25 protein-coding genes and 1 riboswitch are annotated in these 24,338 nt (G+C 60.9%); of the genes, 14 read left to right on the forward strand and 11 right to left on the reverse strand.

Going from position 1 to position 24,338, the window contains the following annotated elements:
• Positions 1 to 28 precede the first annotated feature (28 nt).
• Positions 29 to 1,462, forward strand: a complete 1,434-nt coding sequence (locus tag PMI26_RS02785; RefSeq protein ID WP_007979785.1) for a M48 family metalloprotease — start codon at positions 29 to 31, stop codon at positions 1,460 to 1,462.
• A gap of 77 nt (positions 1,463 to 1,539) precedes the next feature.
• Here the strand turns inward: PMI26_RS02785 and PMI26_RS02780 are convergent, their stop codons facing one another.
• The 4 genes from PMI26_RS02780 to rpoE all read right to left on the reverse strand — a co-directional run bounded on the left by PMI26_RS02780 (position 1,540) and on the right by rpoE (position 5,311).
• Complete coding sequence (locus PMI26_RS02780) at positions 1,540 to 2,964, reverse strand: DegQ family serine endoprotease (protein ID WP_007979787.1); 1,425 nt, start codon at positions 2,962 to 2,964, stop codon at positions 1,540 to 1,542.
• 178 nt (positions 2,965 to 3,142) lie between these two features.
• Entirely contained in the window at positions 3,143 to 4,102 is a 960-nt protein-coding gene (locus PMI26_RS02775; RefSeq protein ID WP_007979788.1) for a MucB/RseB C-terminal domain-containing protein, read from the reverse strand.
• A gap of 8 nt (positions 4,103 to 4,110) precedes the next feature.
• Positions 4,111 to 4,698 (reverse strand): sigma-E factor negative regulatory protein, encoded by a 588-nt coding sequence (locus PMI26_RS02770; RefSeq protein WP_007979790.1) that lies wholly within the window; start codon positions 4,696 to 4,698, stop codon positions 4,111 to 4,113.
• Between the two features lie 31 nt (positions 4,699 to 4,729).
• Positions 4,730 to 5,311 (reverse strand): RNA polymerase sigma factor RpoE, encoded by a 582-nt coding sequence (gene rpoE / locus PMI26_RS02765; protein ID WP_003172477.1) that lies wholly within the window; start codon positions 5,309 to 5,311, stop codon positions 4,730 to 4,732.
• Between the two features lie 552 nt (positions 5,312 to 5,863).
• Here rpoE and nadB point away from each other — a divergent pair.
• Positions 5,864 to 7,480 carry an L-aspartate oxidase gene (nadB, locus tag PMI26_RS02760; protein WP_007979793.1) on the forward strand — a complete coding sequence of 539 codons (1,617 nt, stop codon included), beginning with the start codon at positions 5,864 to 5,866 and terminating at the stop codon, positions 7,478 to 7,480.
• On the opposite strand, the gene PMI26_RS02755 is transcribed toward nadB, so the two are convergent.
• Together PMI26_RS02755 and PMI26_RS02750 are read right to left on the reverse strand one after the other, a co-directional pair.
• Positions 7,449 to 7,901, reverse strand: a complete 453-nt coding sequence (locus PMI26_RS02755; protein WP_007979795.1) for a protein YgfX — start codon at positions 7,899 to 7,901, stop codon at positions 7,449 to 7,451. The genes nadB and PMI26_RS02755 overlap by 32 nt on opposite strands.
• Positions 7,885 to 8,139, reverse strand: coding sequence for an FAD assembly factor SdhE (locus PMI26_RS02750; RefSeq protein ID WP_007979797.1), 255 nt, complete (start codon positions 8,137 to 8,139; stop codon positions 7,885 to 7,887). The genes PMI26_RS02755 and PMI26_RS02750 overlap by 17 nt, the downstream gene beginning before the upstream one ends.
• A gap of 149 nt (positions 8,140 to 8,288) precedes the next feature.
• Between PMI26_RS02750 and ygfZ the strand changes: the two genes are divergently transcribed.
• Together ygfZ and PMI26_RS02740 are read left to right on the forward strand one after the other, a co-directional pair.
• Positions 8,289 to 9,230: a CAF17-like 4Fe-4S cluster assembly/insertion protein YgfZ gene (gene ygfZ, locus PMI26_RS02745; protein WP_007979799.1), complete on the forward strand. Its 942-nt coding sequence runs from the start codon at positions 8,289 to 8,291 to the stop codon at positions 9,228 to 9,230.
• A gap of 34 nt (positions 9,231 to 9,264) precedes the next feature.
• Positions 9,265 to 10,086 (forward strand): HDOD domain-containing protein, encoded by an 822-nt coding sequence (locus PMI26_RS02740; RefSeq protein ID WP_007979801.1) that lies wholly within the window; start codon positions 9,265 to 9,267, stop codon positions 10,084 to 10,086.
• 118 nt (positions 10,087 to 10,204) lie between these two features.
• On the opposite strand, the gene PMI26_RS02735 is transcribed toward PMI26_RS02740, so the two are convergent.
• Together PMI26_RS02735 and PMI26_RS02730 are read right to left on the reverse strand one after the other, a co-directional pair.
• Positions 10,205 to 11,593: a sensor histidine kinase gene (locus PMI26_RS02735; protein ID WP_007979803.1), complete on the reverse strand. Its 1,389-nt coding sequence runs from the start codon at positions 11,591 to 11,593 to the stop codon at positions 10,205 to 10,207.
• A complete protein-coding gene (locus PMI26_RS02730) occupies positions 11,586 to 12,257 on the reverse strand; it encodes a response regulator (protein WP_007979804.1) in 672 nt (223 codons plus the stop codon). Before PMI26_RS02730 ends, PMI26_RS02735 begins: the two co-directional genes overlap by 8 nt.
• Before the next feature lie 442 nt (positions 12,258 to 12,699).
• Between PMI26_RS02730 and PMI26_RS02725 the strand changes: the two genes are divergently transcribed.
• The 4 genes from PMI26_RS02725 to PMI26_RS02710 are packed head-to-tail and all read left to right on the forward strand — an operon-like array spanning position 12,700 to position 16,743.
• A complete protein-coding gene (locus PMI26_RS02725; protein ID WP_007979806.1) occupies positions 12,700 to 13,677 on the forward strand; it encodes a Bug family tripartite tricarboxylate transporter substrate binding protein in 978 nt (325 codons plus the stop codon).
• A gap of 58 nt (positions 13,678 to 13,735) precedes the next feature.
• Positions 13,736 to 14,194 carry a tripartite tricarboxylate transporter TctB family protein gene (locus PMI26_RS02720; protein WP_007979809.1) on the forward strand — a complete coding sequence of 153 codons (459 nt, stop codon included), beginning with the start codon at positions 13,736 to 13,738 and terminating at the stop codon, positions 14,192 to 14,194.
• Position 14,195: 1 nt separating this feature from the next.
• Positions 14,196 to 15,710 carry a tripartite tricarboxylate transporter permease gene (locus tag PMI26_RS02715; RefSeq protein ID WP_007979812.1) on the forward strand — a complete coding sequence of 505 codons (1,515 nt, stop codon included), beginning with the start codon at positions 14,196 to 14,198 and terminating at the stop codon, positions 15,708 to 15,710.
• Complete coding sequence (locus PMI26_RS02710; protein ID WP_007979814.1) at positions 15,703 to 16,743, forward strand: AbrB family transcriptional regulator; 1,041 nt, start codon at positions 15,703 to 15,705, stop codon at positions 16,741 to 16,743. The genes PMI26_RS02715 and PMI26_RS02710 overlap by 8 nt, the downstream gene beginning before the upstream one ends.
• Before the next feature lie 161 nt (positions 16,744 to 16,904).
• Here the strand turns inward: PMI26_RS02710 and ung are convergent, their stop codons facing one another.
• Positions 16,905 to 17,597, reverse strand: coding sequence for a uracil-DNA glycosylase (gene ung, locus PMI26_RS02705; RefSeq protein ID WP_007979816.1), 693 nt, complete (start codon positions 17,595 to 17,597; stop codon positions 16,905 to 16,907).
• Between the two features lie 132 nt (positions 17,598 to 17,729).
• Between ung and PMI26_RS02700 the strand changes: the two genes are divergently transcribed.
• Positions 17,730 to 18,842 carry an enoyl-CoA hydratase/isomerase family protein gene (locus PMI26_RS02700; protein ID WP_007979818.1) on the forward strand — a complete coding sequence of 371 codons (1,113 nt, stop codon included), beginning with the start codon at positions 17,730 to 17,732 and terminating at the stop codon, positions 18,840 to 18,842.
• Between the two features lie 56 nt (positions 18,843 to 18,898).
• On the opposite strand, the gene PMI26_RS31010 is transcribed toward PMI26_RS02700, so the two are convergent.
• Both PMI26_RS31010 and PMI26_RS31015 read right to left on the reverse strand, forming a co-directional pair.
• Positions 18,899 to 19,351 carry a hypothetical protein gene (locus PMI26_RS31010; protein WP_007979821.1) on the reverse strand — a complete coding sequence of 151 codons (453 nt, stop codon included), beginning with the start codon at positions 19,349 to 19,351 and terminating at the stop codon, positions 18,899 to 18,901.
• A gap of 167 nt (positions 19,352 to 19,518) precedes the next feature.
• A complete protein-coding gene (locus PMI26_RS31015; protein WP_007979822.1) occupies positions 19,519 to 19,776 on the reverse strand; it encodes a hypothetical protein in 258 nt (85 codons plus the stop codon).
• A 283-nt stretch (positions 19,777 to 20,059) separates the two neighbouring features.
• A riboswitch (guanidine-I (ykkC/yxkD leader) is annotated at positions 20,060 to 20,160 on the forward strand.
• A gap of 60 nt (positions 20,161 to 20,220) precedes the next feature.
• On the opposite strand from PMI26_RS31015, the gene PMI26_RS02695 reads away from it, so the two are divergent.
• From PMI26_RS02695 to PMI26_RS02675, 5 genes are read left to right on the forward strand one after another with little or no spacing between them, the layout of a single operon-like run.
• On the forward strand, positions 20,221 to 21,288 hold the full coding sequence (locus PMI26_RS02695; protein ID WP_007979824.1) for a putative urea ABC transporter substrate-binding protein: 1,068 nt from the start codon (positions 20,221 to 20,223) through the stop codon (positions 21,286 to 21,288).
• A 15-nt stretch (positions 21,289 to 21,303) separates the two neighbouring features.
• A complete protein-coding gene (locus PMI26_RS02690) occupies positions 21,304 to 22,119 on the forward strand; it encodes an ABC transporter permease (protein WP_007979827.1) in 816 nt (271 codons plus the stop codon).
• Entirely contained in the window at positions 22,116 to 22,904 is a 789-nt protein-coding gene (locus PMI26_RS02685; protein WP_007979828.1) for an ABC transporter ATP-binding protein, read from the forward strand. Before PMI26_RS02690 ends, PMI26_RS02685 begins: the two co-directional genes overlap by 4 nt.
• 13 nt (positions 22,905 to 22,917) lie before the next feature.
• A complete protein-coding gene (locus tag PMI26_RS02680) occupies positions 22,918 to 23,643 on the forward strand; it encodes an urea amidolyase associated protein UAAP1 (RefSeq protein ID WP_007979830.1) in 726 nt (241 codons plus the stop codon).
• A gap of 11 nt (positions 23,644 to 23,654) precedes the next feature.
• Positions 23,655 to 24,308, forward strand: a complete 654-nt coding sequence (locus PMI26_RS02675) for an urea amidolyase associated protein UAAP2 (protein WP_007979832.1) — start codon at positions 23,655 to 23,657, stop codon at positions 24,306 to 24,308.
• The last annotated feature ends 30 nt before the right edge of the window (positions 24,309 to 24,338 follow it).

A 24,338-nucleotide genomic window follows, 5' to 3' on the forward strand; every position in this document is an offset into this window, starting at 1 on the left:
AAGGTCTTTGTCGACTAAGGCTTTGTGCATGACATTTTTGCGCCCTACCCTGCTGACGCTCGCTTGCCTGCTCGCCTCACCGGGCTTCGCCGACGACCTGCCGTCACTCGGCGACGCCAGTTCTGCCATTGTCTCGCCACAACAGGAATACCAACTCGGCCGCGCATGGCTGGCCATGTTGCGCAGCCAGGTTTCGCAGCTCAACGATCCGCAACTCAAGGATTACGTGGAATCCAGCGTTTACCGTCTGGTGGAGACCAGCCAGGTCACCGACCGGCGCCTGGAGTTCATCCTGATCAACAGCCCGCAGCTCAACGCCTTTGCGGCGCCGGGCGGGATAGTCGGGGTCAACGGTGGCTTGTTCCTCAATGCCCAGACCGAAGGCGAATACGCCTCGGTACTGGCGCACGAACTGGCTCACTTGTCGCAGCGCCACTTTGCCCGGGGTATCGAAGCGCAAAAACGCATGCAAGTGCCGATGATGGCTGCATTGCTGGCGGGTATCGTGGTAGCGGCCGCAGGTGGCGGTGACGCCGGGATTGCCGCCATCGCTGGCACACAGGCAGCGGCCATTCAGGAACAGCGACGATTCTCCCGCCAAAACGAACAGGAAGCCGACCGTATCGGCCTCCTCAATCTGGAAAAGGCCGGTTACGATCCCCGCTCGATGCCAACCATGTTCGAGCGCCTGGGGCGTCAGTACCGCTACGATGCCAAGCCCCCGGAATTCCTGCTGACTCACCCGGTCACCGAATCGCGTATTGCCGACACCCGCAACCGCGCCGAACAGTTTCCAACGGGCGGTATTGAAGACAGCATGCGCTACCAACTGATCCGCGCACGCGTACAGCTGATCTATGAGGAAAGCCCGGGGCTCGGCGCCAAGCGCTTCCGCGCCCAGCTCGACGAGAACCCGAAAAACGACGTGGCGCGCTACGGCCTGGCGATCGCCCAGATCAAGGGCGGCCAACTGAACGAAGCACGGGAAAACCTCAAGCAGTTGCTGGCCAAGGCACCCAATGAAATCATCTACAACCTGGCTCAGGTCGATCTGGACATCACCAACAATCGCCTGGCGGATGCCCAGTCCCGGGTTGACCGGTTGATAACCCAGTACCCTGGCAACTACCCGCTGAATCAGATGCGTGTCGACCTGCTGCTCAAGCAGAACCGCACCGCAGATGCGGAGAAAGCCCTCGAAGGCCTGCTCAAGTCACGGCCCGATGACCCGGACGTGTGGTATCAGGTTGCCGAGACGCGTGGCCTGTCGGGCAATATCATCGGCCTGCATCAGGCGCGCGCCGAATACTTTGCCCTGGTCGGGGACTACAAACAGGCCATTCAGCAACTGGACTTCGCCAAACGCAAGGCTGGCAGCAACTTCCCGCTGTCTTCGCGGATCGACGCGCGGCAACGCGAGCTGATGGAACAGGAGCGCATGATCAAGGACATGATGGGCTGACGCCCTCGCAGACAAAAAGTCCGGACGTAAAAAAACCGCCTCTTTCGAGGCGGTTTTTTATTCAGCCATCAACCGGGTTATTCAGCCAGTTTGAAGGTGATGAAGCTCGCACGACCTTGACGCAGTACCCGCATCGACACCGAACGGTTCTTTGGCAGCGCCTTGGCGATGTCCGCGAACTCCTTGGCGGAACCGATGGCCTGGTTGTTCAGGTGGGTGATCACATCACCCGGCTGCAGACCGATCATGGCGGCAGGACCGTCCTGCACTTCCTTGATCACCACACCACCTTTGAGGTCGTAGGTTTTCTTCTGGTCGTCAGTCAGTTCGACCACGGAAACACCGAGGCGATTGCTGCTGCGCTCGATGCTGGATTTTGGCTCGGCGCCCATGTCCTTGTCGTCATCCGGAATGGCACCGACGATCAGCTCTACATTTTTACGCTTGCCGTCACGAATCACTTCCAGATCGGCCTTGGCGCCAGCCTTCAATGCGCCAACGAGGTGCGGCAGGTCGGCCGACATGACGATTGGCTGACCGTTCATGCTCAGGATCACGTCGCCGACTTGCAGGCCACCTTTGGCAGCCGGGCCATCATCCTGGATCTGAGCCACCAGCGCACCCGCCGGTTTCTCCAGGCCGAACGACTCGGCGAGGTCCTTGCTCACTTCCTGAATCACCACGCCCAGCCAGCCACGGCTGACCTTGCCACCGGATTTCAGTTGATTGGAAACATCCATGGCCACGTCGATCGGGATTGCAAACGACACGCCCATGAAGCCACCGGAGCGGGTATAGATCTGCGAGTTGATCCCGACCACTTCACCGTTCAGGTTGAACAGCGGGCCGCCCGAGTTACCCGGGTTGATCGGCACGTCGGTCTGAATAAACGGCACATAGTTTTCATTCGGCAGACTGCGACCGACGGCGCTGACGATGCCTTGGGTCACCGTGTGGTCAAAGCCGAACGGCGAACCGATAGCAACCACCCACTGGCCGGCCTTCAGGTCCTGGGATTTACCGAGCTTGAGCACCGGCAGATCCTTGCCTTCGATTTTCAGCAGCGCCACGTCGGAACGCGGATCGGTGCCGACGAGCTTGGCCTTCATTTCGCTGCGATCGGCCAGACGGACGAGGATTTCGTCCGCGTCGGCGATCACATGGTTATTGGTCAGGATGTAGCCGTCAGAGGAGATGATAAAACCCGAACCCAGGGAAGTTGCCTCGCGTTGACGGTCGCGAGGAGAACGCGATTGCGGCGGCATGCCCCGCTCGAAGAATTCGCGCAGCATTGGCGGCAGGCCTTCGAGGTCGGGCATTTGCTGGCTGACTTTGCGATCCGGCAGCTTTTGCGTGGTACTGATGTTCACGACCGCGGGCGAGGCCTGTTCGACCAGTTGCGTAAAGTCAGGCAATTCGACCGCTTGGGCGGTGACCGCCTGACCGAGCACCAGCACGGTGGCAATAATGGAAAGGTAGGACTTCAAGCGTGGTATCGACATACGGCTCCCGTTACGACGAGCAGGGTTAAGCGATATGGAGCAAGGAACACCGGGAACAATACGCCGGTATTTTTGTTCCGGGAACAACAAACAAGGCCAGAGCCGAGGGGCTCTGACCTATAAGAAATTTACGGGATTTTTGCAAATTGAAATGCTCACGAAACATTTCGAATTCAGCTCACTGCTTGGTTGCAGTGGCGTCGGTGCGCATTGAAAGCGCTATCCGCTCAGCAGTACCGACCGGTATCTCGCCGACGACGGTCACCATCATGTCGCCCTGTGCCGTGGTCAAGCGCCGGGACACCGCAACGGTCGGCCCCAACTGAGTACGGGTGTCGGTGACGGTTGCGCCATTCAACGGTTCGAGGAATACCGAAAAACGCGCCAGTCCATCGTCGTACATCAGGCTATTGATCTGGGTCTTGGTCTGCGGATCCTTGCGAGCGGTACTGCTGGTCAGCTCGAAGCCGGGTGGCAACCAGTCGGAATGCCACACCTGGGCAGCCTTGACGGCAGAAGCCTTGTCACTGTCGAGGTTGACCGGCTTGCAATCATTGCTGGCCTGCAGATCCTTTTCGGAAGGAAGGTCGGCCGTATCCAGTTGCGTGAACTGGAACCGCTCGAGCAACCGCCCCTTGTCGTCCAATAACAAAGACTTCAGGGGCAGGCCGGTTTCCTTGTCCAGATGCAATTCAAAACCGTAGCGGTGTTGATCCCGGGGTTTGAGCGATACGATCACCGCCGAACGCCCGGCGACACGCGACTTGCCGATGACGGCGAGGTCATACCAATTCTTGAGCTTTTGAGGATCGAGTGCACGGGCAGCGGAGTTGGGGGAATCCCCCAGCCCTGCTATCAGTGTGCCGCTGACGCATTGAGTATGACCATCAATGCGAACGACTTCCTGAGCGGAGCCGTCGAGCTGGATCAATCGCTCGCGGACCTTTCCATCCTGGACGAGGTGCCAGATGTTATGGGTAGAAAAACTACCGTTACGCTCGTAGACGAAAGTACCCTGAAAGCTTTGCTGCTGCTCTGCCTGGCCCAGGCGGGTCAACCAGTCCTGGGCATCATCGGCTTGGGCTGGAACAATGAACCAGCCGCTGAGCAGAAGCGAAAGTAGAGGTATGGCGCGCATGATCCTCCTTAACGGTTTTCCAGACTTGCCGCACGAGCGTAAGGCAGAGCGCTCTCAGTACCTTTCAGTGCAGCCTGTTGTGCATGTTGGCGCAAGTAGCCTGGCAGACGCTGATCCTGCCAGCCTGGCTGACCTTGCAAAACGCCATTGGCCATTGGGCCTGTAGCTTCCGAACTCTCATTGTAGCCTGCCAGAACAGCAGGGCCTTTTACTTGAGGAACGGCCAGTGCGGGTTGACTGGATTGCTGGGCCAGTTCGGCACCGGCGATCTCATCCTGGTTGTACAGACGCACACCGGCCAGTACCGCCAGGGTCACAGAAGCTGCGACCGCCAGACGACCCAGGCTGCGCCATGGACCGCGGGAAGCTTTTGCCGGTGAGGCTTCGTCAGCCAGGGCCGCAGAAACTGCCGCAGCGATGTCCAGGCGTGGAAGCAGCAGATCCTTGTGCATCACTGCCCGAGCGATCTGATAACGAGCCCAGGTTTCACGGGTTTCAACATCGTCGCAGGCATTCAATACCCGACGCAATTCCAATTCGTCCGCTTCGTTATCCATCACTGCGGACAGCGATTCCTGCAGGGCTTCACGACTCATGGCGTTCCTCTCTTGGCTGTCGCCGCTGTCTTTAGTTTTCCTGCAACAACGGCTGCAGGGCTTTGTCGATGGCCTCCCGGGCGCGGAAAATCCGGGAGCGCACGGTGCCTACCGGACATTGCATGACGCTCGCAATGTCCTCGTAACTCAGACCATCAAACTCACGTAAAGTTAAAGCCGTACGCAAATCTTCCGGCAGTTGCTGAATGGTTCGATGGACGGTGCCTTCGATCTCATCCCGCAGCAAAGCCCGTTCTGGCGACTCGAGATCCTTGAGGCCATGATCGCCATCGTAGAACTCTGCATCTTCGGAACTGACATCGCTATCCGGCGGCCGGCGGCCGCGTGAAACCAGATAGTTTTTCGCCGTGTTAATGGCGATGCGGTAAAGCCACGTATAAAACGCGCTGTCTCCGCGAAAATTTCCAAGTGCACGGTATGCCTTGATAAAGGCTTCTTGTGCCACATCCTGGGCTTCATGGGTGTCGTGCACAAAACGCACGATCAACCCGAGAATTTTGTGCTGGTATTTCAGCACTAGCAGATCGAAAGCACGCTTGTCGCCGCGCTGAACGCGTTCGACCAGTTGCTGATCCTCTTCCTGGGTTAGCATGAACACTCCTCGATGAGCTCGGAGGAGGCTTGCAGAAGTAAACCACCAGACTTGCAAACATAGACTCGGGCTTTTCGCAAAAGTTCTCCCCCTCCAGGCAAGTTTCCTGCGGGCTCTGATTTGGCACGCACGAAAAGCGCAGCGCGAGTGGGCCCGGCTGCGCGAATAATCTTGTCATCGGATTCTTCGCCAAGGATCGAGTTGCAATCCCGTACTGAATCCGACGCTGTCCCTTGTTTCAGGCAACGGTCTATTGATCTTGGCCCTTTGGCAAAAGTTCCAAATATTTATAGCTGCGCCGAACCGACATTGTGCAACCCTGAAGCGAAAAAGACTGTTAAATCGGCGATACAGTCATTCTCGCGCGCAACGGGCAGAAAAACATCCGACGAAGCGCCCGACATTTTGCGTCACAGTAGTTTCACAATGCCATGCTGGCTCGGGTATTGTGCCGTCCCCCCCCTCTATATACTAGTGGGCTGTGCGGCTGACTTGACTCGCCAGTCCAGCTGCGCCACCCCCGACCCGGGTCGCTTTGAGCGGAATCCTGAAATGAGCCAACAGTTTCAACACGATGTTCTGGTAATTGGCAGCGGTGCTGCCGGCTTGAGCCTTGCGCTGACCTTGCCCGGTCATTTGCGCATTGCCGTATTGAGCAAAGGCAACCTCGCCAATGGCTCGACGTTCTGGGCCCAGGGTGGCGTTGCCGCCGTGCTGGACGACACCGATACCGTTGAATCCCATGTCGATGACACCCTCAATGCCGGCGGCGGCCTGTGCCATGAAGACGCGGTGCGCTTTACCGTCGAGCACAGCAAGGAAGCGATTCAATGGCTGATCGACCAGGGCGTGCCCTTTACCCGCGATGAACACTCGAGCAATGAAGATGGCGGGTTCGAGTTCCACCTGACCCGCGAAGGCGGTCACAGCCATCGGCGCATCATCCACGCCGCCGATGCCACGGGCGCAGCCATTTTCACCACCCTGCTCGAGCAGGCCAGGAAACGGCCGAACATCGAACTGCTCGAACAGCGGGTTGCGGTAGACCTGATCACCGAGAAACGCCTGGGACTCGAAGGCGACCGCTGCCTCGGTGCTTATGTGCTCAATCGCGGCACCGGCGAAGTCGATACCTATGGCGCCCGCTTTGTGATCCTCGCCTCCGGGGGAGCGGCCAAGGTTTACCTGTACACCAGTAACCCCGACGGTGCCTGCGGCGATGGCATCGCCATGGCCTGGCGCTCGGGCTGCCGGGTGGCGAACCTGGAATTCAACCAGTTTCACCCCACCTGCCTGTATCACCCGCAAGCCAAGAGCTTCCTGATCACCGAAGCCCTGCGCGGCGAGGGTGCCCACCTGAAGCTGCCCAACGGCGAGCGCTTCATGCAGCGCTTCGACCCACGGGCAGAGCTGGCGCCACGGGACATCGTCGCCCGGGCCATCGACCATGAAATGAAGCGCCTGGGCATCGATTGCGTCTATCTGGACATCAGCCACAAGCCCGAAGCCTTCATCAAGACGCACTTCCCGACGGTGTACGAACGCTGCCTGGAATTTTCCATCGACATCACCAGACAGCCGATTCCGGTGGTCCCCGCTGCGCACTACACCTGCGGTGGCGTGATGGTCGATCAACAGGGCCGCACCGACGTGCCGGGGCTGTACGCCATTGGCGAAACCAGTTTCACCGGCCTGCACGGCGCCAACCGCATGGCCAGCAACTCGCTGCTTGAATGTTTCGTTTATGCCCGCTCGGCGGCCGCGGACATTCTCGAACAGTTGCCCCGGGTTCCGATGCCCGCCCCTCTTCCCGCCTGGGATGCGAGCCAGGTCACCGATTCCGATGAAGACGTGATCATTGCGCACAACTGGGATGAGCTGCGGCGGTTCATGTGGGACTACGTTGGCATCGTGCGCACCAACAAGCGCCTGCAACGGGCACAACACCGCGTGCAACTGTTGCTGGATGAAATCGACGAGTTCTACAGCAACTACAAGGTCAGCCGGGATTTGATCGAGCTGCGCAACCTGGCCCAGGTGGCCGAGCTGATGATTCTGTCAGCCATGGAGCGCAAGGAAAGCCGTGGCCTGCATTACACCCTCGACTACCCGGAGATGTTGCCGGTCGCGCTGGACACTATTCTGGTGCCGCCCACCTACGTCGGCTGAACTTGAGCCGGACCCGCAGGCGTCGGTGCACATCCGCCGCCTGCGCATCCCGGGGCACGCAAATGGCCCTGACCCGGCGCTCGCCCCGCAGGCGGAAACGCAAGACCACCACCAACGGCAGCGCCAGGCTGTCCGGCCTCAGCTGGACGGGCTGCCAACCCTTGGCCCGACTCCACAACTGCCAGCCATCGGCATCGCGCCGCAAGCCGCAAATGGCCTGCGGATGGGTCAGCAAGATTTGCCGGGGCAACAGCCAGACGCCATGAGCCACGCACAGCACAACGCCGAGCGAGCTGGCCCAGAGCGGAATCGACAATAGAAACAACGAACCCAACGCGAACAGCTGGGCCAGCAGATACGCCGCCAGCAACTGCCGTGAGGCATGCCAGCGGCATTCGAACGAATTACTTGGGCTGGACACGATCCAGGATCATGCGGACCATGCGTTGCAACTCGGGATCTTCCGATTCACTGCGTTCCATGAACCAGCCGAACATGTCCTGATCCTCACACGTCAGCAGTCGGACGTACAACGCGCGATCCACCTCGTTGAGCGTTGCGTAAACCTCTTTCGTGAACGGTACCAGCAACACGTCAAGCTCAAGCATGCCACGGCGGCTGTGCCAAAAGAGGCGGTTCAGTTCAACATCTTCGACCATGGAGCGCTCCTCAAATAGGCCGCAAGTATACAGGCCCGCGCCCGGTCGAACAGTCGGCTTTGGTCGGGCACCGATGATCCTTTGTGAACTACCCATTTCGAAGGCGGCCCCTTATGATGTCCACCAGACTTTTTACCCTGCGATGACCCATGGCCGATTCTGCTTTTTTCTGCACGCTTTCTCATGAAGGTGTTCTCGCGGTCCGCGGCGCGGACGCCAGCAAATTCCTGCAAGGCCAACTGACCTGCAATCTCAACTACCTGAGTGATTCCCGGGCCAGCCTCGGTGCGCGCTGCACGCAGAAAGGCCGGATGCAATCGAGTTTCCGCATCCTGCTCGAGGGTGATGGCGTGGTCCTGGCCATGGCCACCGAATTGCTCGAACCGCAACTGGCGGACCTGAAAAAATATGCGGTGTTTTCCAAATCGAAACTGACCGACGAAAGTGCCGCCTGGGTCCGCTTCGGCATTGACCATGGCGACGCCGCACTGGCCAGCCTCGGCCTGGACCTGCCGGCAGAAACCGACAGCGTCGTGCGCAGCGACGGGCTGATCGCCATCCGTGTCTCACCGCAACGCGCCGAGTTGTGGGTTGCCGCCAGTCTTGCCGATGCGGTCAAAGGCAAGCTGTCGGCCGTGCTGAGCGAAGGTGACCTGAATCAATGGTTGCTGGGCCAGATCCGTGCCGGGATCGGCCAGGTCATGCCCGGCACCCGCGAGTTGTTCATCCCGCAGATGCTCAACCTGCAAGCGGTCGGTGGCGTGAGCTTCAAGAAAGGTTGCTACACCGGCCAGGAAATCGTCGCGCGCATGCAGTACCTGGGCAAACTCAAGCGTCGCCTGTATCGCCTGCAACTGACTGCCGGCGAGCTGCCGGAACCGGGTACGGCGCTGTTCTCCCCGACCCATGGCAGCTCTATCGGCGAAGTGGTGCTGGCTGCCCGCGCCGGGCAAGGCATTGAGCTCCTGGCGGTGTTGCAAGCCGAAGCGGCAGACAGTGGAGACATCCATCTGGGCGCGCTCGAAGGGCCGTCCTTGCAGCTGCTCGACCTGCCTTATGAACTGGACCGCGATCGCGAAATCCAGCAATAACGGCAGCACTTGGCGCGACACCTAGAGAGACTCAATGAGCGAGCTGGCGGAAAAGGTCCAACAGGATTTGGTTGAGGCCATCAATAACGATGACCTGGTTCTGCCAACGTTACCGGAAGTGGCCCTGCAAATTCGCAAGGCCGCGGAAAACCCGGAAGTCAGCGTCAGTACCCTGAGCAAAGTGATCGGCCGTGATACCGCGCTGTCGGCGCGCCTGATCAAAGTGGTCAACAGCCCGCTGTTGCGCGCGACCCAGGAAGTGACCGACCTGCACACCGCGATCACTCGCCTGGGCATCAACTACAGCTGCAACCTGGCGATCGGCCTGGTCATGGAGCAGATTTTCCACGCCCGCTCCGACGTGGTGGAACAGAAAATGCGCGAAGTCTGGCGCAAAAGCCTGGAAATCGCCGGCGTCAGCTATGCCCTGTGCCGCAGTTATACCCGGCTCAAGCCCGACCAGGCTGCTCTTGGCGGGCTGGTGCATCAGATCGGCGTGCTGCCGATCCTGACCTACGCCGAAGATCACTATGAACTGCTGTCCGACCCGGTCAGCCTCAACCATGTGATCGACCGGATACATCCCTTGATCGGCGAAAAGCTGCTCAAGGTCTGGGACTTTCCCGACATGCTGGTGCAGGTGCCGCAGCTCTACCTGAATTTCAAACGCCAATCGGCGCAGATCGACTATGTGGATCTGGTGCAGGTGGCCAGCCTGTATTGCCACAAGGACACCGACCATCCGTTCGCTCGTATTGATCCGTTGGGCGTGCCGGCCTTCAATGCGCTTGGCATCGACATCGACGACGAGGTGATGTGCGCCGACCTGGAAGAAACACGGTCGATGTTTTACTGATCAAGGACCGCGTTGTCCCCTTCGCGAGCAAGCCCGCTCCCACATTGGATCTATGCAGCACCACAAATCCCTGTGGGAGCGGGCTTGCTCGCGAAGAGGCCAGAACAGACACCGCGCATCACTCCCCTGCAACAAAACTCACCCGCACCTTCAACCCCGCCCGCTCACCATCGTGCAGGCTGATCTGCGCCAGATGCGCGCGGCAGATCTCGCCGACAATCGCCAACCCCAACCCTGAACCGGCCACTTGCTGATTGCGCCGATAAAAGCGTTCGAATACCCGGTCGCGCTCCTCAAGAGGAATACCGGGGCCATCATCTTCGACTTCCAGCACGGCGGGCGCCGAGACCCGCAGAATCACATTGCCGCCCGGCGGCGTGTGAGCCAGTGCGTTGTCCACCAGATTGCTCAGCAGTTCGTTCAACAGCGTCGGCTCGCCCCGCAACCAGACCGGTTCATCCGCTTCCAGCGCCAGCGCGATGCCGCGCTTGTGGGCCAACGGCGCCATGGCCATGCCCAGTTCCCGAGCCAGTTGACTGAGGTCGAGCAACTGCGCGCCCCCCTCGGCAATCGCCCGGGCGCCATTTTCGACCCGTGCCAGGGAAAGCAACTGATTGGCCAGATGGGTCAAGCGGTCAGTGCCCTGGGCGGCGGTCTCCAGCGTGCTGCGCCAGGTATCGGGCTCGGCCGAGCGCATGCCCAGCTCCAGTCGCGCCTTGAGGGCTGCCAATGGCGTGCGCAGTTCGTGGGCGGCGTCGGCAATGAATTGCGCCTGCTTCTCGAACTGTCCACGTAGACGCTCGGTAAAGTGATTGAGGGCGCGCACCAGCGGCCACAATTCGCGCTGCACTTCCACCAATGGCAAGGGGCGCAGATCGTCCGGCTGGCGCTCTTCCACCGCCGTGCGCAGGCGTTCCAGCGGGCGCAACGCGGCACTCACCGCAAACCACACCAGCATCAACGCACCGATTGCCAGCATGCCCAGGCGCAGCAACGTATCCGCCGCCAGACTGCGGGCCATGCTGACGCGCGCTTCATCGGTTTCCGCCACGCGGATTTCCGCCATGCCGTTCATGTTTGGCTCGCTCACGGGCTTGAGCAGGCTCACCACGCGCACGTTCTGCCCGCGGTACTGGGCGTTGTAGAAACGTGCCAGCGCCGGATAGTCATCGGTGCGCGGCGTTCCCGGCGGTGGTGCGGGCAAGTTTTCGTAACCGGAAATCAGCTTCTGATTGATGTCGTTGACCAGGTAGAAAATTCGCCCGGCACTGTCGTAGGCAAAGGTATCGAGGGCCACGTAGGGCACGTCGGCACTCAGGGTGCCGTCGCGCTGGGAAACGCCGGCGGCGATGGTGCGCGCCGAGGCCAGCAAGGTTCGGTCATAGGCCGTGTCGGCGGCTTCACGACCGTTCCAGTAGGCGCTCAACCCGCTGGCCAGCATCAACACCACCAGCAATAGCGCCAGGTTCCACAACAACCGCCAGCGCAAGCTGCTGGGCTTATGCATCGCGGCTTTCCAGCAAGTAACCGAGGCCACGGAAGGTCACGATGGCGACCGGCTGACCATCAAGTTTTTTGCGCAGGCGGTGCACGTAGATTTCGATCGCATCGGGACTGGCCTCTTCATCCAGACCGAACACTTGCGACGCCAGTTGCTCCTTGCTCATCACCCGACCGGGGCGCGCGATCAGGGCTTCGAGTACCGCCTGTTCGCGGGAGGTCAGGGTCAGCAATTCTTCACCGAGGGTGAAACGCCGGGTTTCCAGGTCATAAGCCAGCACACCACAACGCTGGATACGCTCACCGCCCAGCACACTGCGACGCAGCAACGCCTTGACCCGAGCCTCGAGCTCGGTCAGTTCGAACGGCTTGGCCAGGTAATCGTCGGCGCCGAGGTTCAGGCCATGGACCCGATCCTTGACGTCGCTGCGGGCGGTCAGCATCAGTACCGGCAGGTTCTTGCCCCGCGCCCGCAGGCGCGCCAGCACTTCAAAACCATCCATGCGCGGCAAGCCGACATCGAGGATCGCCATGGCGTATTCCTCGCTGCCCAGCGCCAGGTCGGCGGCCACGCCATCGTGCAGAACGTCCACGGTCAGCCCGGTGCTCTTGAGCGCCTGGGCGACACTTTCGGCGAGCTGCAAATGGTCTTCGACGAGCAGGACACGCATGGATCTATACCTCGTTCAGGGATGGCCGACGCCATTCTTTGGCGCGGAGTTTACAGCCGCAATCACCGCTGTGAAGCCCGAAAAACCGTGAAAGCCCGCTGAAAGGTTAGCGAAAGGTTGGGTGGTTAGAGTCACCCCACGGATGGTTTCGACTGCTGACCATCGAATCGTAGTTTGAAAACGTGCTTTGACATGTAACTACCGAAAAACGCCTCGAAGCGTTTTCGCCAATAAGAACAATAAACGAGGTACTGCACCATGCTGTCCACACAGCTTCAGGCTTGCCCGCCCCGCCCTTTCTCTTGTTCCCCGATGTTTACGCTTGCCAGCGCCGAAGCCGGCTGCTCGTCATTCAGTCCGAGTGGATTCGAATACACCAGCACCGCGCGAAATCGTCGCACCTGAATCATCCCGAAAAACAAAAACTCCACTGGAGACAAAAATGAATCGTTCAATGCGCCGTTTCGCCCTCGCCGCCAGCTGTGTGCTGTTCGCCGGCCAACTCATGGCCGAGCCTAAACGCCCGGAATGCATCGCCCCGGCCTCGCCCGGTGGTGGTTTCGACCTGACCTGCAAACTGGCGCAAAGCGCGCTGGTCAACGAAAAGCTGCTGACCAAACCGATGCGGGTGACCTACATGCCCGGCGGTGTCGGCGCGGTGGCGTACAACGCGGTGGTCGCCCAGCGTCCGGCCGATGCCGGTACGTTGGTGGCCTGGTCCAGTGGTTCACTGCTGAACCTGGCCCAAGGCAAGTTCGGTCGTTTCGATGAAAGCAATGTGCGCTGGCTGGCCGCCGTTGGCACCAGCTACGGCGCGATCGCGGTGAAGAGCGATTCGCCCTACAAGACCCTCGACGATCTGGTCCAGGCCCTGAAGAAAGATCCGAGCAAAGTGGTGATCGGTTCCGGCGGCACCGTCGGCAGCCAGGACTGGATGCAGACCGCGCTGATCGCCAAGGCCGCCGGGATCAACCCGCGTGACCTGCGTTACGTCGCCCTCGAAGGTGGCGGCGAGATCGCCACGGCCCTGCTCGGCGGTCATATCCAGGTTGGCAGCACCGACATTTCCGACTCCATGCCACACATCCAGAGCGGTGATATGCGCCTGCTGGCGGTGTTCTCCGACAAGCGTCTGGACGAGCCGGAAATGAAGGACATCCCGACCGCCCGCGAACAAGGCTACGACATCGTCTGGCCGGTGGTTCGCGGCTTCTACCTGGGGCCGAAGGTCAGCGACGAGGACTACGCCTGGTGGAAGGACTCCTTCGACAAACTGCTGGCTTCACCGGAGTTCGCCAAGTTGCGCGACCAGCGTGAACTGTTCCCGTTCGCCATGACCGGCCCGGAGCTGGACACCTATGTGAAGAAGCAGGTCGCGGACTACAAAGTGCTGGCCAAAGAGTTCGGCCTGATCCAGTGATCGCCTCAGTCTAGTGGCCGCGACTCCGTTTGGCGGAGTCGCGGCACAGGAGTTCCTCATGCTCTTACAACGCATTTTTGCTTCGGTGCTGTTGCTGGCCTGTCTCGGCCTGGCATTGATGGCGTGGCCGTACCAAGCGGCTTTTTCCTACGAACCGGTGGGGCCTCGGGCTTTTCCATTGCTGATGCTCGGCCTGATGGGCTCAGCGCTGTTGTACATGGTGTTCCGTCCGGCACCGATCAAGCACAGTGCCGACGAGCCGCCGCTGGATCGCGAAACCCTGACCAAGATCGGCATCTGCGTGGTGCTGTTGCTGGTGTTCGCCGGCACCTTCGAGCCCCTGGGTTTCATCGTCGCCAGCATCCTGATCGGCGTGCCCATGGCGCGACTGTATGGCGGTCGCTGGGTGCCAAGCATCGTGATCATCAGCTTGATGGCCGTCGGCCTCTACCTGCTGTTCGACAAGTTGATGGACGTACCGCTGCCCTTGGGCGTGCTCGACGTTCTGGAGAACTGATATGGATACTCTTGGCTATTTGGGTCAGGGTTTCGGCGTCGCGCTGAGCCCGTACAACCTGGTGACTGCATTGTGCGGCACCCTGATCGGTACAGTGGTCGGCCTGTTGCCTGGCCTGGGGCCGATCAACGGCGTGGCGCTGCTGATCCCGATCGCATTCGCCCTCGGCCTGCCACCGGAGTCGGCACTGATCCTGCTGGCGGCGGTGTACCTGGGTTGCGAATACGGCGGCCGGATCAGCTCGATTCTGCTGAACATTCCGGGCGAAGCGTCCACCGTGATGACCACCCTCGACGGTTACCCGATGGCCCGCAAAGGCCTGGCCGGTGTAGCACTGTCGCTGTCGGCATGGAGCTCGTTCATCGGTGCCTTTATCGCGACCTGCGGCATGGTGCTGTTCGCCCCGCTGCTGGCGAAATGGGCGATTGCCTTCGGCCCCGCGGAATATTTCGTACTGATGGTGTTTGCGATTGTCTGCCTCGGCGGCATGGCCGGTGACCGTCCGTTGAAGACGTTCATCGCGGCGCTGATCGGTCTGTTCCTGTCGACCGTCGGCATCGACGCCAACAGCGGTGTGTATCGCTTCACCGGGGACAACATTCACCTGACCGACGGCATCCAGTTCGTCGTGCTGGTGCTGGGCTTGTTCTCCATCAGCGAAATCCTCCTGTTGCTGGAAAAAACCCACCACGGCCAGGAAGCGGTCAAAGCCACCGGCCGGATGATGTTCAACTTCAAGGAAGCGGCGTCGGTGTTCGTGGTGAACATCCGTTGCGGTGTACTGGGTTTCATCATGGGCGTATTGCCGGGTGCCGGTGCGACCCTGGCCAGTGCCGTGGCCTACATGACCGAAAAGCGCATGGCGGGTGCCAAGGGTACTTTCGGCCAGGGTGACATGCGCGGCCTCGCAGCGCCGGAAACCGCCATCGGTGGCGCGGCTTGCGGTGCGCTGGTGCCGATGCTGACCCTCGGCGTTCCAGGTTCCGGCACCACGGCGGTGATGATCGGTGCATTGTCTCTGTACAACATCACCCCCGGCCCGCTGTTGTTCCAGCAGCAACCGGACATCGTATGGGGCCTGATCGCTTCGTTGTTCATCGCCAACGTGATGCTGGTGATCCTCAATATCCCGATGATCCGCATCTTTACCCGCATCCTCGCCGTGCCGAACTGGGCGCTGGTGCCGGTGATCGCGATCATCACCGGGATCGGTGTCTACGCGGTGCACGCGACAACGTTCGATCTGTTCCTGATGATCGGCATCGGTATCTTCGGTTATATCCTGCGCAAGCTGGACTTCCCGCTGTCGCCGGTATTGCTGGGCTTCATCCTCGGAGGATTGATGGAACAAAACCTGCGCCGCGCCCTGTCGATTTCCAACGGTGCGTTGGAAATCCTCTGGTCGAGCCCGATCACCTTCGGTTGCTGGATCCTGACGGCGATCATGCTGCTGATGCCACTCATCCGTATCTGGCGCAAACGTTCGGCCGCGCAACGCATCATCCCCGATGTCTGATCGAACACCGTTCAAAGCCTGGTGGGGAACCCCGCTGGTCGGCCTGCTGGGCGGTTACCTCGCCAGCCAGGTCGGCTGGCCTTTGCCGTGGATGGTCGGCTCGTTGCTGGCGATCATCCTCGTGCGTTGCCTGACCCCCTGGCAACTGGCCGAAATCCCTGGCGGCCGCAAGTGCGGCCAGTGGATCGTCGGCATCGGTATCGGCCTGCACTTCACCCCGCTGGTGATGGAGCAGGTGCTGAGTCATTTCGGTCTGATCTTCTTCGGGGCGTTGGTCACCAGCCTGTCCGCCGTGGTCGGCGTGTGGCTGATGCGCCGTACCGGTGAGGATCGCGCCACCGCGTTCTTTTCCAGCATGCCCGGCGGTTCCGGGGAGATGGTCAACCTCGGCGCGCGCAATGGTGCGGTGCTCAGCCATGTAGCGGCGGGGCAAAGTTTGCGGGTGTTGGTGGTGGTGCTGTGCGTACCGGCAGCCTTCAAGTATTTGCTGGGTGACGGTGCGCCGATTGCCCACGCGGGCAGCATCGATTGGCGCTGGCTGGCGGTGCTGTTTCCTGCTGGCGCATTGGCGGCCTGGATCTGGGAACGCCTGCGTCAACCCAACCCCTGGCTGTTCGGGCCTTTGCTGGTCAGTGCGGCAGTCAGCATCGGCTGGGATCTGCACATCGGCTTGCCCAACGGCGGCAGCCAGATCGGCCAGTGGTTGATCGGCAGCGGCCTGGGCTGTCACTTCAACCGGCAGTTTTTCCGGCGCGCGCCTTCGTTCATGGGCCGCACCTTGATCGGCACGGTGCTGACCATGTTGATTGCGACTGCAGCGGCCCTGGGTTTGAGTGCGCTGACCCACCTGGATCTGCGCTCACTGACGTTGGGTATGATGCCCGGCGGTATTGCCGAGATGAGCCTGACGGCGGAGACCCTGCAATTGTCGGTGCCGCTGGTGACGGCGATGCAGGTGATGAGGTTGCTGTTTGTGCTGTTTCTGGCGGAGCCGTTGTTCAAGTATTGGAACCGCAATCCGGATTCAGACTGATAGACCTGTGGCGAGGGAGCTTGCTCCCGCTGGGCTGCGAAGCAGCCCCCCCCCTTTCCACATCCGGATTCTACAGTCACACCGCATATGCAGGATTTACGGCTGCTGCGCAGCCGAGCGGGAGCAAGCTCCCTCGCCACAAAGGCCCGCCCGGGCAATCATCAAACCGGCGGCAACCGCCACTCGATCGGCGACTCGCCATTCTGCTCCAGAAACTTGTTGGTGCGGCTGAAGTGCCCGCAACCGAGGAAGCCGCGATAGGCGGACAGCGGTGACGGGTGCACCGAGGTCAACACCAGGTGCTTGGTCGCATCGATCAGCTTCTGCTTGCTCTGAGCATGGGCGCCCCACAGCATGAACACCAGATGCGGCTGCTGCTGACTGACCACTTCAATGACCCGATCGGTGAAAAACTGCCAGCCCTTGTCCTTGTGGGCATTGGCGTTGGCGCGCTCGACGGTCATGGTGGTGTTGAGCATCAATACGCCCTGATCGGCCCAGCTCTGCAAGTAGCCATGGTTGGGGATGTCGATATTCAGGTCGCGCTTGAGCTCTTTATAGATGTTCACCAGCGACGGTGGCGCCGGCACGCCGGGTTGCACCGAGAAGCACAAACCGTGAGCCTGGCCCGGGCCGTGATAGGGATCCTGACCGAGAATCACCACCTTGACCTTGTCCAGCGGCGTGGAATTGAGCGCGTTGAAAATCATCGGCCCCGGCGGATAGATCTCCTTGCCGGCCGCCCGCTCCTGTTGCAGGAAATTTCGCAACTCTGCCATGTAAGGCTGGTCGAATTCGGCACGCAGTGCCTCCTTCCAGCCCGGTTCGAGTTTGATACGGTCGTCAGCAGTCATGGTTACATCCGGCAAAAACAATGGGGCGAACCCTAGGAAAGCTCACCACGCTTGTCAATTGATCTGATGCAGATCCGGCACTTTCCCACATAGCGATCATACTTAACCCTCAAATTCCCGATCGAGGTCACGATGAATCTGCACTTCGAAGAACTCACCGGCACCGACGGCGCGCGCATCGGCATCGCCAGCCTGGACGCCGAAAAATCCCTGAACGCCCTGTCCCTGCCGATGATCAACGCCCTGCGCGACCGCATGGAAGCCTGGGCCAAGGACCCACAGATCGTCTGCGTCCTGTTGCGCGGCAATGGCGCCAAGGCTTTTTGCGCCGGCGGTGAGGTTCGCAGCCTGGTGGAAGCCTGTCGCGTCCATCCGGGGGAAGTACCGCCACTGGCTGCGCAGTTTTTTGCGGCGGAGTATCGCCTGGACTTCAAACTGCACACCTACCCCAAGCCGTTGATCTGCTGGGGGCACGGCTATGTGCTCGGCGGCGGCATGGGACTGTTGCAAGGAGCGAGCACCCGAATCGTCACGCCGAGCAGCCGCTTGGCCATGCCGGAGATCAGCATCGGCCTGTACCCGGATGTTGGCGCCAGTTGGTTCCTGTCGCGCCTGCCCGGCAAGCTTGGGTTGTTCCTGGGCCTGACCGGCGCGCACATGAACGGCCGCGATGCCATCGATCTGGACCTGGCGGATCGTTTCATGCTCGATGAGCAGCAGCCGGAGCTGATCGAAGGCCTGCTGCAATTGAATTGGCAGGAACAGACACCCATGCAGCTCAACAGCCTGCTCAAGGCCTTGCAGCAGGAAGCCGTGGCGCAGATGCCCGAAGCCCAGTGGTTGCCGCGCCGTCGGCAGATCGACGAGCTACTGGATGTCAGCGATGTGCGTTGCGCCTGGAAGGCCATCAGCGCCCTGCGCGACCACAGCGATCTGTTGCTCAGCCGCGCGGCCAGGACCCTGAGTGAAGGCGCGCCGCTGACTGCGCATCTGGTATGGGAACAGATCATCCGGGCCCGGCACCTGTCGCTGGCCGAAGTCTTCCAGATGGAATACACCCTGAGCCTCAATTGCTGTCGTCATCCGGAATTCAGCGAAGGCGTGCGTGCGCGGTTGATCGACAAGGACCAGAAGCCGCACTGGCACTGGCCGGACATCAACAACGTGCCGGATGCGGTGGTCGAGGCGCATTTTCACAAGGCTTGGGAAGGTCGGCATCCGCTGGCGGATTTGTCCGAATACTGAAAACTGCACACAACACTGTGGGAGCAAGCCCGCTCCCACATTAGAACTGCGACTGGCTAGCGTTGACCGCCCCGTCCGTTGTGATCACCACGCCCACCACGATTGCTGCGCCCATCGTGACCGCGATAGTCATTGTTCCAGCCTCCGCGGTTACGGCCGTCCCAGCCATGGTTCTGATGCGCGCGGTAGTCACCCCGCGACGGCTGGTAATAACGAGGGGCCGACTGGTAATGGCGCGACGGTTGATACATCCGCGGCTGTGAGTAATAACGCGGTGTCGGCTGGTAATACCGCGCAGGCGGCATGTAGTACCGGGGCGGCGGTGTGTAGTAACCGCCGCCATTGGAGTAGTAGGAACTCCCTCCGGCGTAATAGGTTGGCGATGGCGAGGTATAGACCTCGGAACTGTAGTAACTGCCTCCTTCATCGTAGTAAGGCACACACCCACCCAGTGACAATCCCAATACAGCAAGCAGAAGAATTCGCCGTAGCGTTTTTTGACAGAGCATGGCGGCCTCCTGGACCGCGGGTGAGCCACACCAGCGACGCTGGCAGGCGACAGTCAAATGTTCGCTGACTGTCGAAAGATCAGACATCGAATTCGGGATCTGGTGCGTCACCGAAACAAGTAGAAACATCTGCCCGATGAAAGGTTTTTCATCTATTCACGCCCTGATTAACGATGCCCACCGCGATATCCACCACCGTGATGTCCACCGCCGTAATACCCGTGGCCACGGGAGTAACCATGCCCACCGTAGTAATAGGCGCGATAACCACCGTAGTAACGCGGACCGTAGTAACCGTAGTAATAAGGCGAGTAGTAACCGGGGTAGTAATAAGATCCCCCGTAGACGTCGGCGGGACCGTCGTAGTAGTAGCAGCCAGACAGTCCGAGACCAAGCACTGCCCCCAACAACAATCGACGTAACATAGCGGCCTCCGTAAAGACCTGTGACAGCAGTCGGCACACACCGACTGACATCTGTTTTGACTGGCAATCCCCTGCCAAGTGCGATGTTGCACCCTCCTTCTGATCAGCGGCGGACAGGTTCCAAAGCGGTGCACCCGCGCACCATCACAAGGCAGTGCGCCCCTCCCATCAACACCGTCGACCGCCCTGTCGCCCACGCTAGAGCGCTCGGGCCAACTTGGCACGTCTCTCGCTTTAACAACTGCGTGCAGGAGTCAATACAGGTTCGCGGCACCACAATTTGCAAATGGCTGACTAGGGTTCCGGCTCGCAATTGCGAGTGACTGGTCCGAGAGTTGGCGACCTCCAGTTGAGGTTACACGGCGGGACAAAAGCCCGGGAGACAAGCCACCGTTAGCGGTGCCGCTGCCGTCCTGTGCGTCCTTGATCAACTGGAGAACCACCATGTCCCAGCTTCGTTTACCCGCCCTGCTCGCTGCTGCGTTCGCCGCCCTCGTGAGTTTCTCGTCCCAGGCCGCCCAGAAAGACCACTTCAGCGTGTGCTGGACCATTTACGCCGGCTGGATGCCGTGGGAGTACGCCGGCAGCCAGGGCATCGTCGACAAATGGGCGAAGAAGTACGGCATCCAGATCGATGTGGTGCAGCTCAATGACTATGTCGAATCGATCAACCAATACACCGCCGGCCAGTTCGACGGCTGCACCATGACCAACATGGACGCGCTGACCATTCCGGCCGCCGGCGGCGTCGACAGCACCGCGCTGATCGTCAGCGACTTTTCCAACGGCAACGACGGTATCGTGCTCAAGGGCGAAGGCAAGAAGGTCGCCGACCTCAAGGGCATGGACGTCAACCTGGTGGAGCTCTCGGTCTCCCATTACCTGCTGGCCCGGGCGCTGGATTCGGTGGACCTCACCGAGAAAGACCTGAAAGTGGTCAACACCTCCGACGCCGATATCTCGGCCGCCTTCAACACCGAACAGGTCAACGCCGTCACCACCTGGAACCCGATGCTATCGGACATCAAGGCCAAGCCCGCGGTGACTGAAGTGTTCAACTCAAGCCAGATCCCCGGCGAAATCATGGACATGATGGTGGTCAACAGCGCCACCCTCAAAGACAACCCGGCCCTGGGCAAGGCACTGACCGGTGCCTGGTTTGAAGTGGTTGAGTTGATGAACGCGAAAAACGCCGCCAGCAAAGCCGCGCTGGAACACATGGCCAAGGCCTCGGGCACTGACCTGGCGGGTTTCCAGGCGCAACTGGACACCACCAAGTTGTTCGCCACGCCCAAGGAAGCCCTCGCCTTTTCCACCAGCAAGCAACTGCCGGAAACCATGCGCAAGGTCGCCGAGTTTTCCTTCCAGCACGGCTTGCTCGGTGAAGGCGCCAAGGACACCAGCGCCGTCGGCATGGCCTTCGCCAACGGCGTGACCAGCGGCGACAAAGGCAACCTCAAGCTGCGCTTCGACCCCAGCTACGTGCAGATGGCCGCCGACGCCAAGCTGTAATCAGGAGAACCGGCCATGCGCCTGATCAACCGTCACCCGGACCGCCCGAGTCGCCTGTTGTTGGTGATCCTGCCCTTCGCCCTGGTGCTGTTCGCCTATTTCATGGGCTCGGCCGAGCGACTGGCGGACAACCCCAACGACAAGCTGCTGCCCAGCGCCGTGCAGATGACCGATGCGGTGAAACGCCTGGCCTTCCTGGCCGACACCCGCACCGGCGACTACCTGCTCTGGGAGGACACGGCATCCAGCCTGCAACGCCTGGCCATCGGCCTGGGCATCAGCGCCCTGGCCGGGCTGTGCCTGGGCATCGCCGCCGGCACCCTGCCGCTGTTCGGTGCGCCGTTGTCACCCTTGCTGACGGTGCTGTCGATGGTGCCGCCGCTGGCGATCCTGCCGATCCTGTTCATCGTCTTCGGCCTGGGGGAATTGTCGAAAGTGATGCTGATCGTCATCGGTATCACCCCGGCGCTGGCCCGGGACCTGGAACAGCGTGCCCGGGAGATTCCCGTGGAACTGCTGATCAAGGCCCAGACCCTCGGCGCGTCCACCTGGACCCTGATGCTGCGGGTGGTGCTGCCACAACTGCTTCCACGGTTGTTGATCTCGCTGCGCTTGATGCTCGGCTCGGCGTGGCTGTTCCTGATCGCCGCCGAAGCCATCGCCTCTACCGACGGCCTCGGCTACCGGATCTTCCTGGTGCGCCGCTACCTGGCGATGGACGTGATCTTGCCCTACGTGGCGTGGATCACCCTGCTCGCCTGGCTGATGGATTGGGGCCTTAAACGCCTGACTCGGCGTGCGTTCCCCTGGTATGAGGGGGCCGCCAAATGAGCTTCATCACCGTTAAAAACGTCTGGCAGCAGTACGCCGATCAGGTGGTGCTCGAAGGCCTCAACCTGGACGTCAACGAGGGTGAGTTCTGCACACTGGTGGGTGCGTCCGGTTGTGGTAAATCGACCTTTCTGCGCCTGCTGCTCGGCCAGGAACGCGCCAGTCGCGGCGAGATCCTGCTCGACGGCCAGCCCTTGGCCGGTGAACCGGATGCCAGCCGTGGCGTGGTGTTCCAGCGCTACTCGGTGTTCCCCCACCTGAGCGTGCTGGACAACGTCGCCCTCGGCCTCGAACTGCCGCGTTCGCCCTTGCTCGGGCGCCTGTTCGGCAGTGCGAAAAAAGAGGCGCGCGAACAGGCCTCGGTGCTGCTGCACAAAGTCGGCCTCGGCCATTCGCTGGACAAGTACCCGGCGCAACTCTCCGGGGGCATGCAACAACGGCTGGCCATTGCCCAGGCGCTGATCATGAAGCCTCGGGTGTTGCTGCTCGACGAACCCTTCGGCGCTCTCGATCCGGGCATCCGCAAAGACATGCACGCCTTGCTCCTGGAACTGTGGCGCGAGACCCGGCTGACAGTGTTCATGGTCACCCATGACCTCTCCGAAGGCTTCAGCCTCGGCACCCGCCTGCTGGTGTTCGACAAGGTCCGTCTCGACCCGCATGCGCCTGGTCGCTATGGCGCACGCATCACCTACGACATCCCGTTGAACAGCGACCGCCGCGCCCAGTGCAAAGCCGTCGACGCCCTGCCGCTGCCGCTGGCGGGCACGCTTCGTATCGCTTAGAGGATTTTTCACAATGACTGATTCGACCCAGCTGTTCCCGCCCTTCGCCGAAGAAATGCTCCCCGGCGGCGGCCATCGTTCCTTCGTGCTCAAGCGCGGCCAATTGCTGCGCCTGACCGACCTGCGCGGCGGCGCCAACGTCAGCCTGACACTGCTCAACGCCAACGAAAAAACCGAGCGCCTGAACCTGCCCGACAGCCTCAAATGCCAACACACCGGCAAGCTCACCGCCGGCCATTGCCTGTATTCGGACATGGGCCGCGTGCTGGCCGCCATCACCGCCGACACCTGCGGCTGGAGCGACAGCCTGGGCGGCGTGCTCTGCGCCGAAGAAGTGGCAGAAAAATACGGCGCCGGCCGCTACCAGGAACTGCGCAACGGCTTCTTCCGCAACGGCACCGACAACCTGCTGGTGGAACTGGGCAAGTGGGGACTGGGCCTGTCCGACCTGCTGATGACCCTCAACCTGTTCAGTCGTGTAAACGTCGATGACGCCGGACGTTTCCATTTCGTCGAGGGCAATTCCAAGGCTGGCGACTACATCGAGTTGTACGCGCCGATGGACACCCTGGTGGTGCTCACCGCCCTGCAGCACCCGATGGATCCATCGCCGGAATATGCACCGAAACCGCTGAAGCTCAGCTGGATGAACGCCGACGCCAGCGTCGCCGAACACTGCCGCACCTCGCGCCCGGAAAACGAGCGCGGCTTCATCAATACCGACCGTCTGTTCGCCTGAGGATCGCTGCCATGTCACTCGCAATCGCTACCGCTGCCGTTCATACAAGCAGGCAACCAGACACCGCGATCTACCGCGCCACCATCCCCGCCGGCGAACCCTGGCTGATGGAGGTCAAGGCCGGCCAGACCCTGCGCATCCTCGATCTGGAAGGCAATCAGGCCGTCGACACCTTGTTCTACAGTGTCGCCAATCCCAAGGAACGCTACGACGTGCAGCGCACATTGCGCCGGCAGAACAGCGTGTACCTGAGCACCGGCAGCGTGCTGTATTCCAACCTCGGCAAACCGATGCTGACCATCGTCGCCGACACTTGCGGGCGTCACGACACCCTCGGCGGCGCCTGTGCGCAAGAGAGCAACACCGTGCGCTACGCCCTGGAGAAACGCTACATGCACAGCTGCCGCGACAACTACCTGCGCGCCTGTGTCCACGACGGACGCCTGGGCAAAGGCGACATCGGGCCGAACATCAACTTCTTCATGAACGTGCCGGTCACCGCCGACGGTGGCTTGACGTTCGAAGACGGGATTTCCGCGCCGGGCAAGTACGTCGACCTGCGCGCAGAGATGGACGTGATCGTGCTGATCTCCAACTGCCCGCAACTGAACAATCCGTGCAACGCCTACAACCCCACCCCTGCGGAGCTGCTGGTATGGAACTGAAACTCGCGCGCTTGCGCCGCTGGCTGTTCA

This window comes from Pseudomonas sp. GM33 (assembly GCF_000282295.1).
GTDB classification, from domain to species: Bacteria; Pseudomonadota; Gammaproteobacteria; order Pseudomonadales; family Pseudomonadaceae; genus Aquipseudomonas; species Aquipseudomonas laurylsulfatiphila.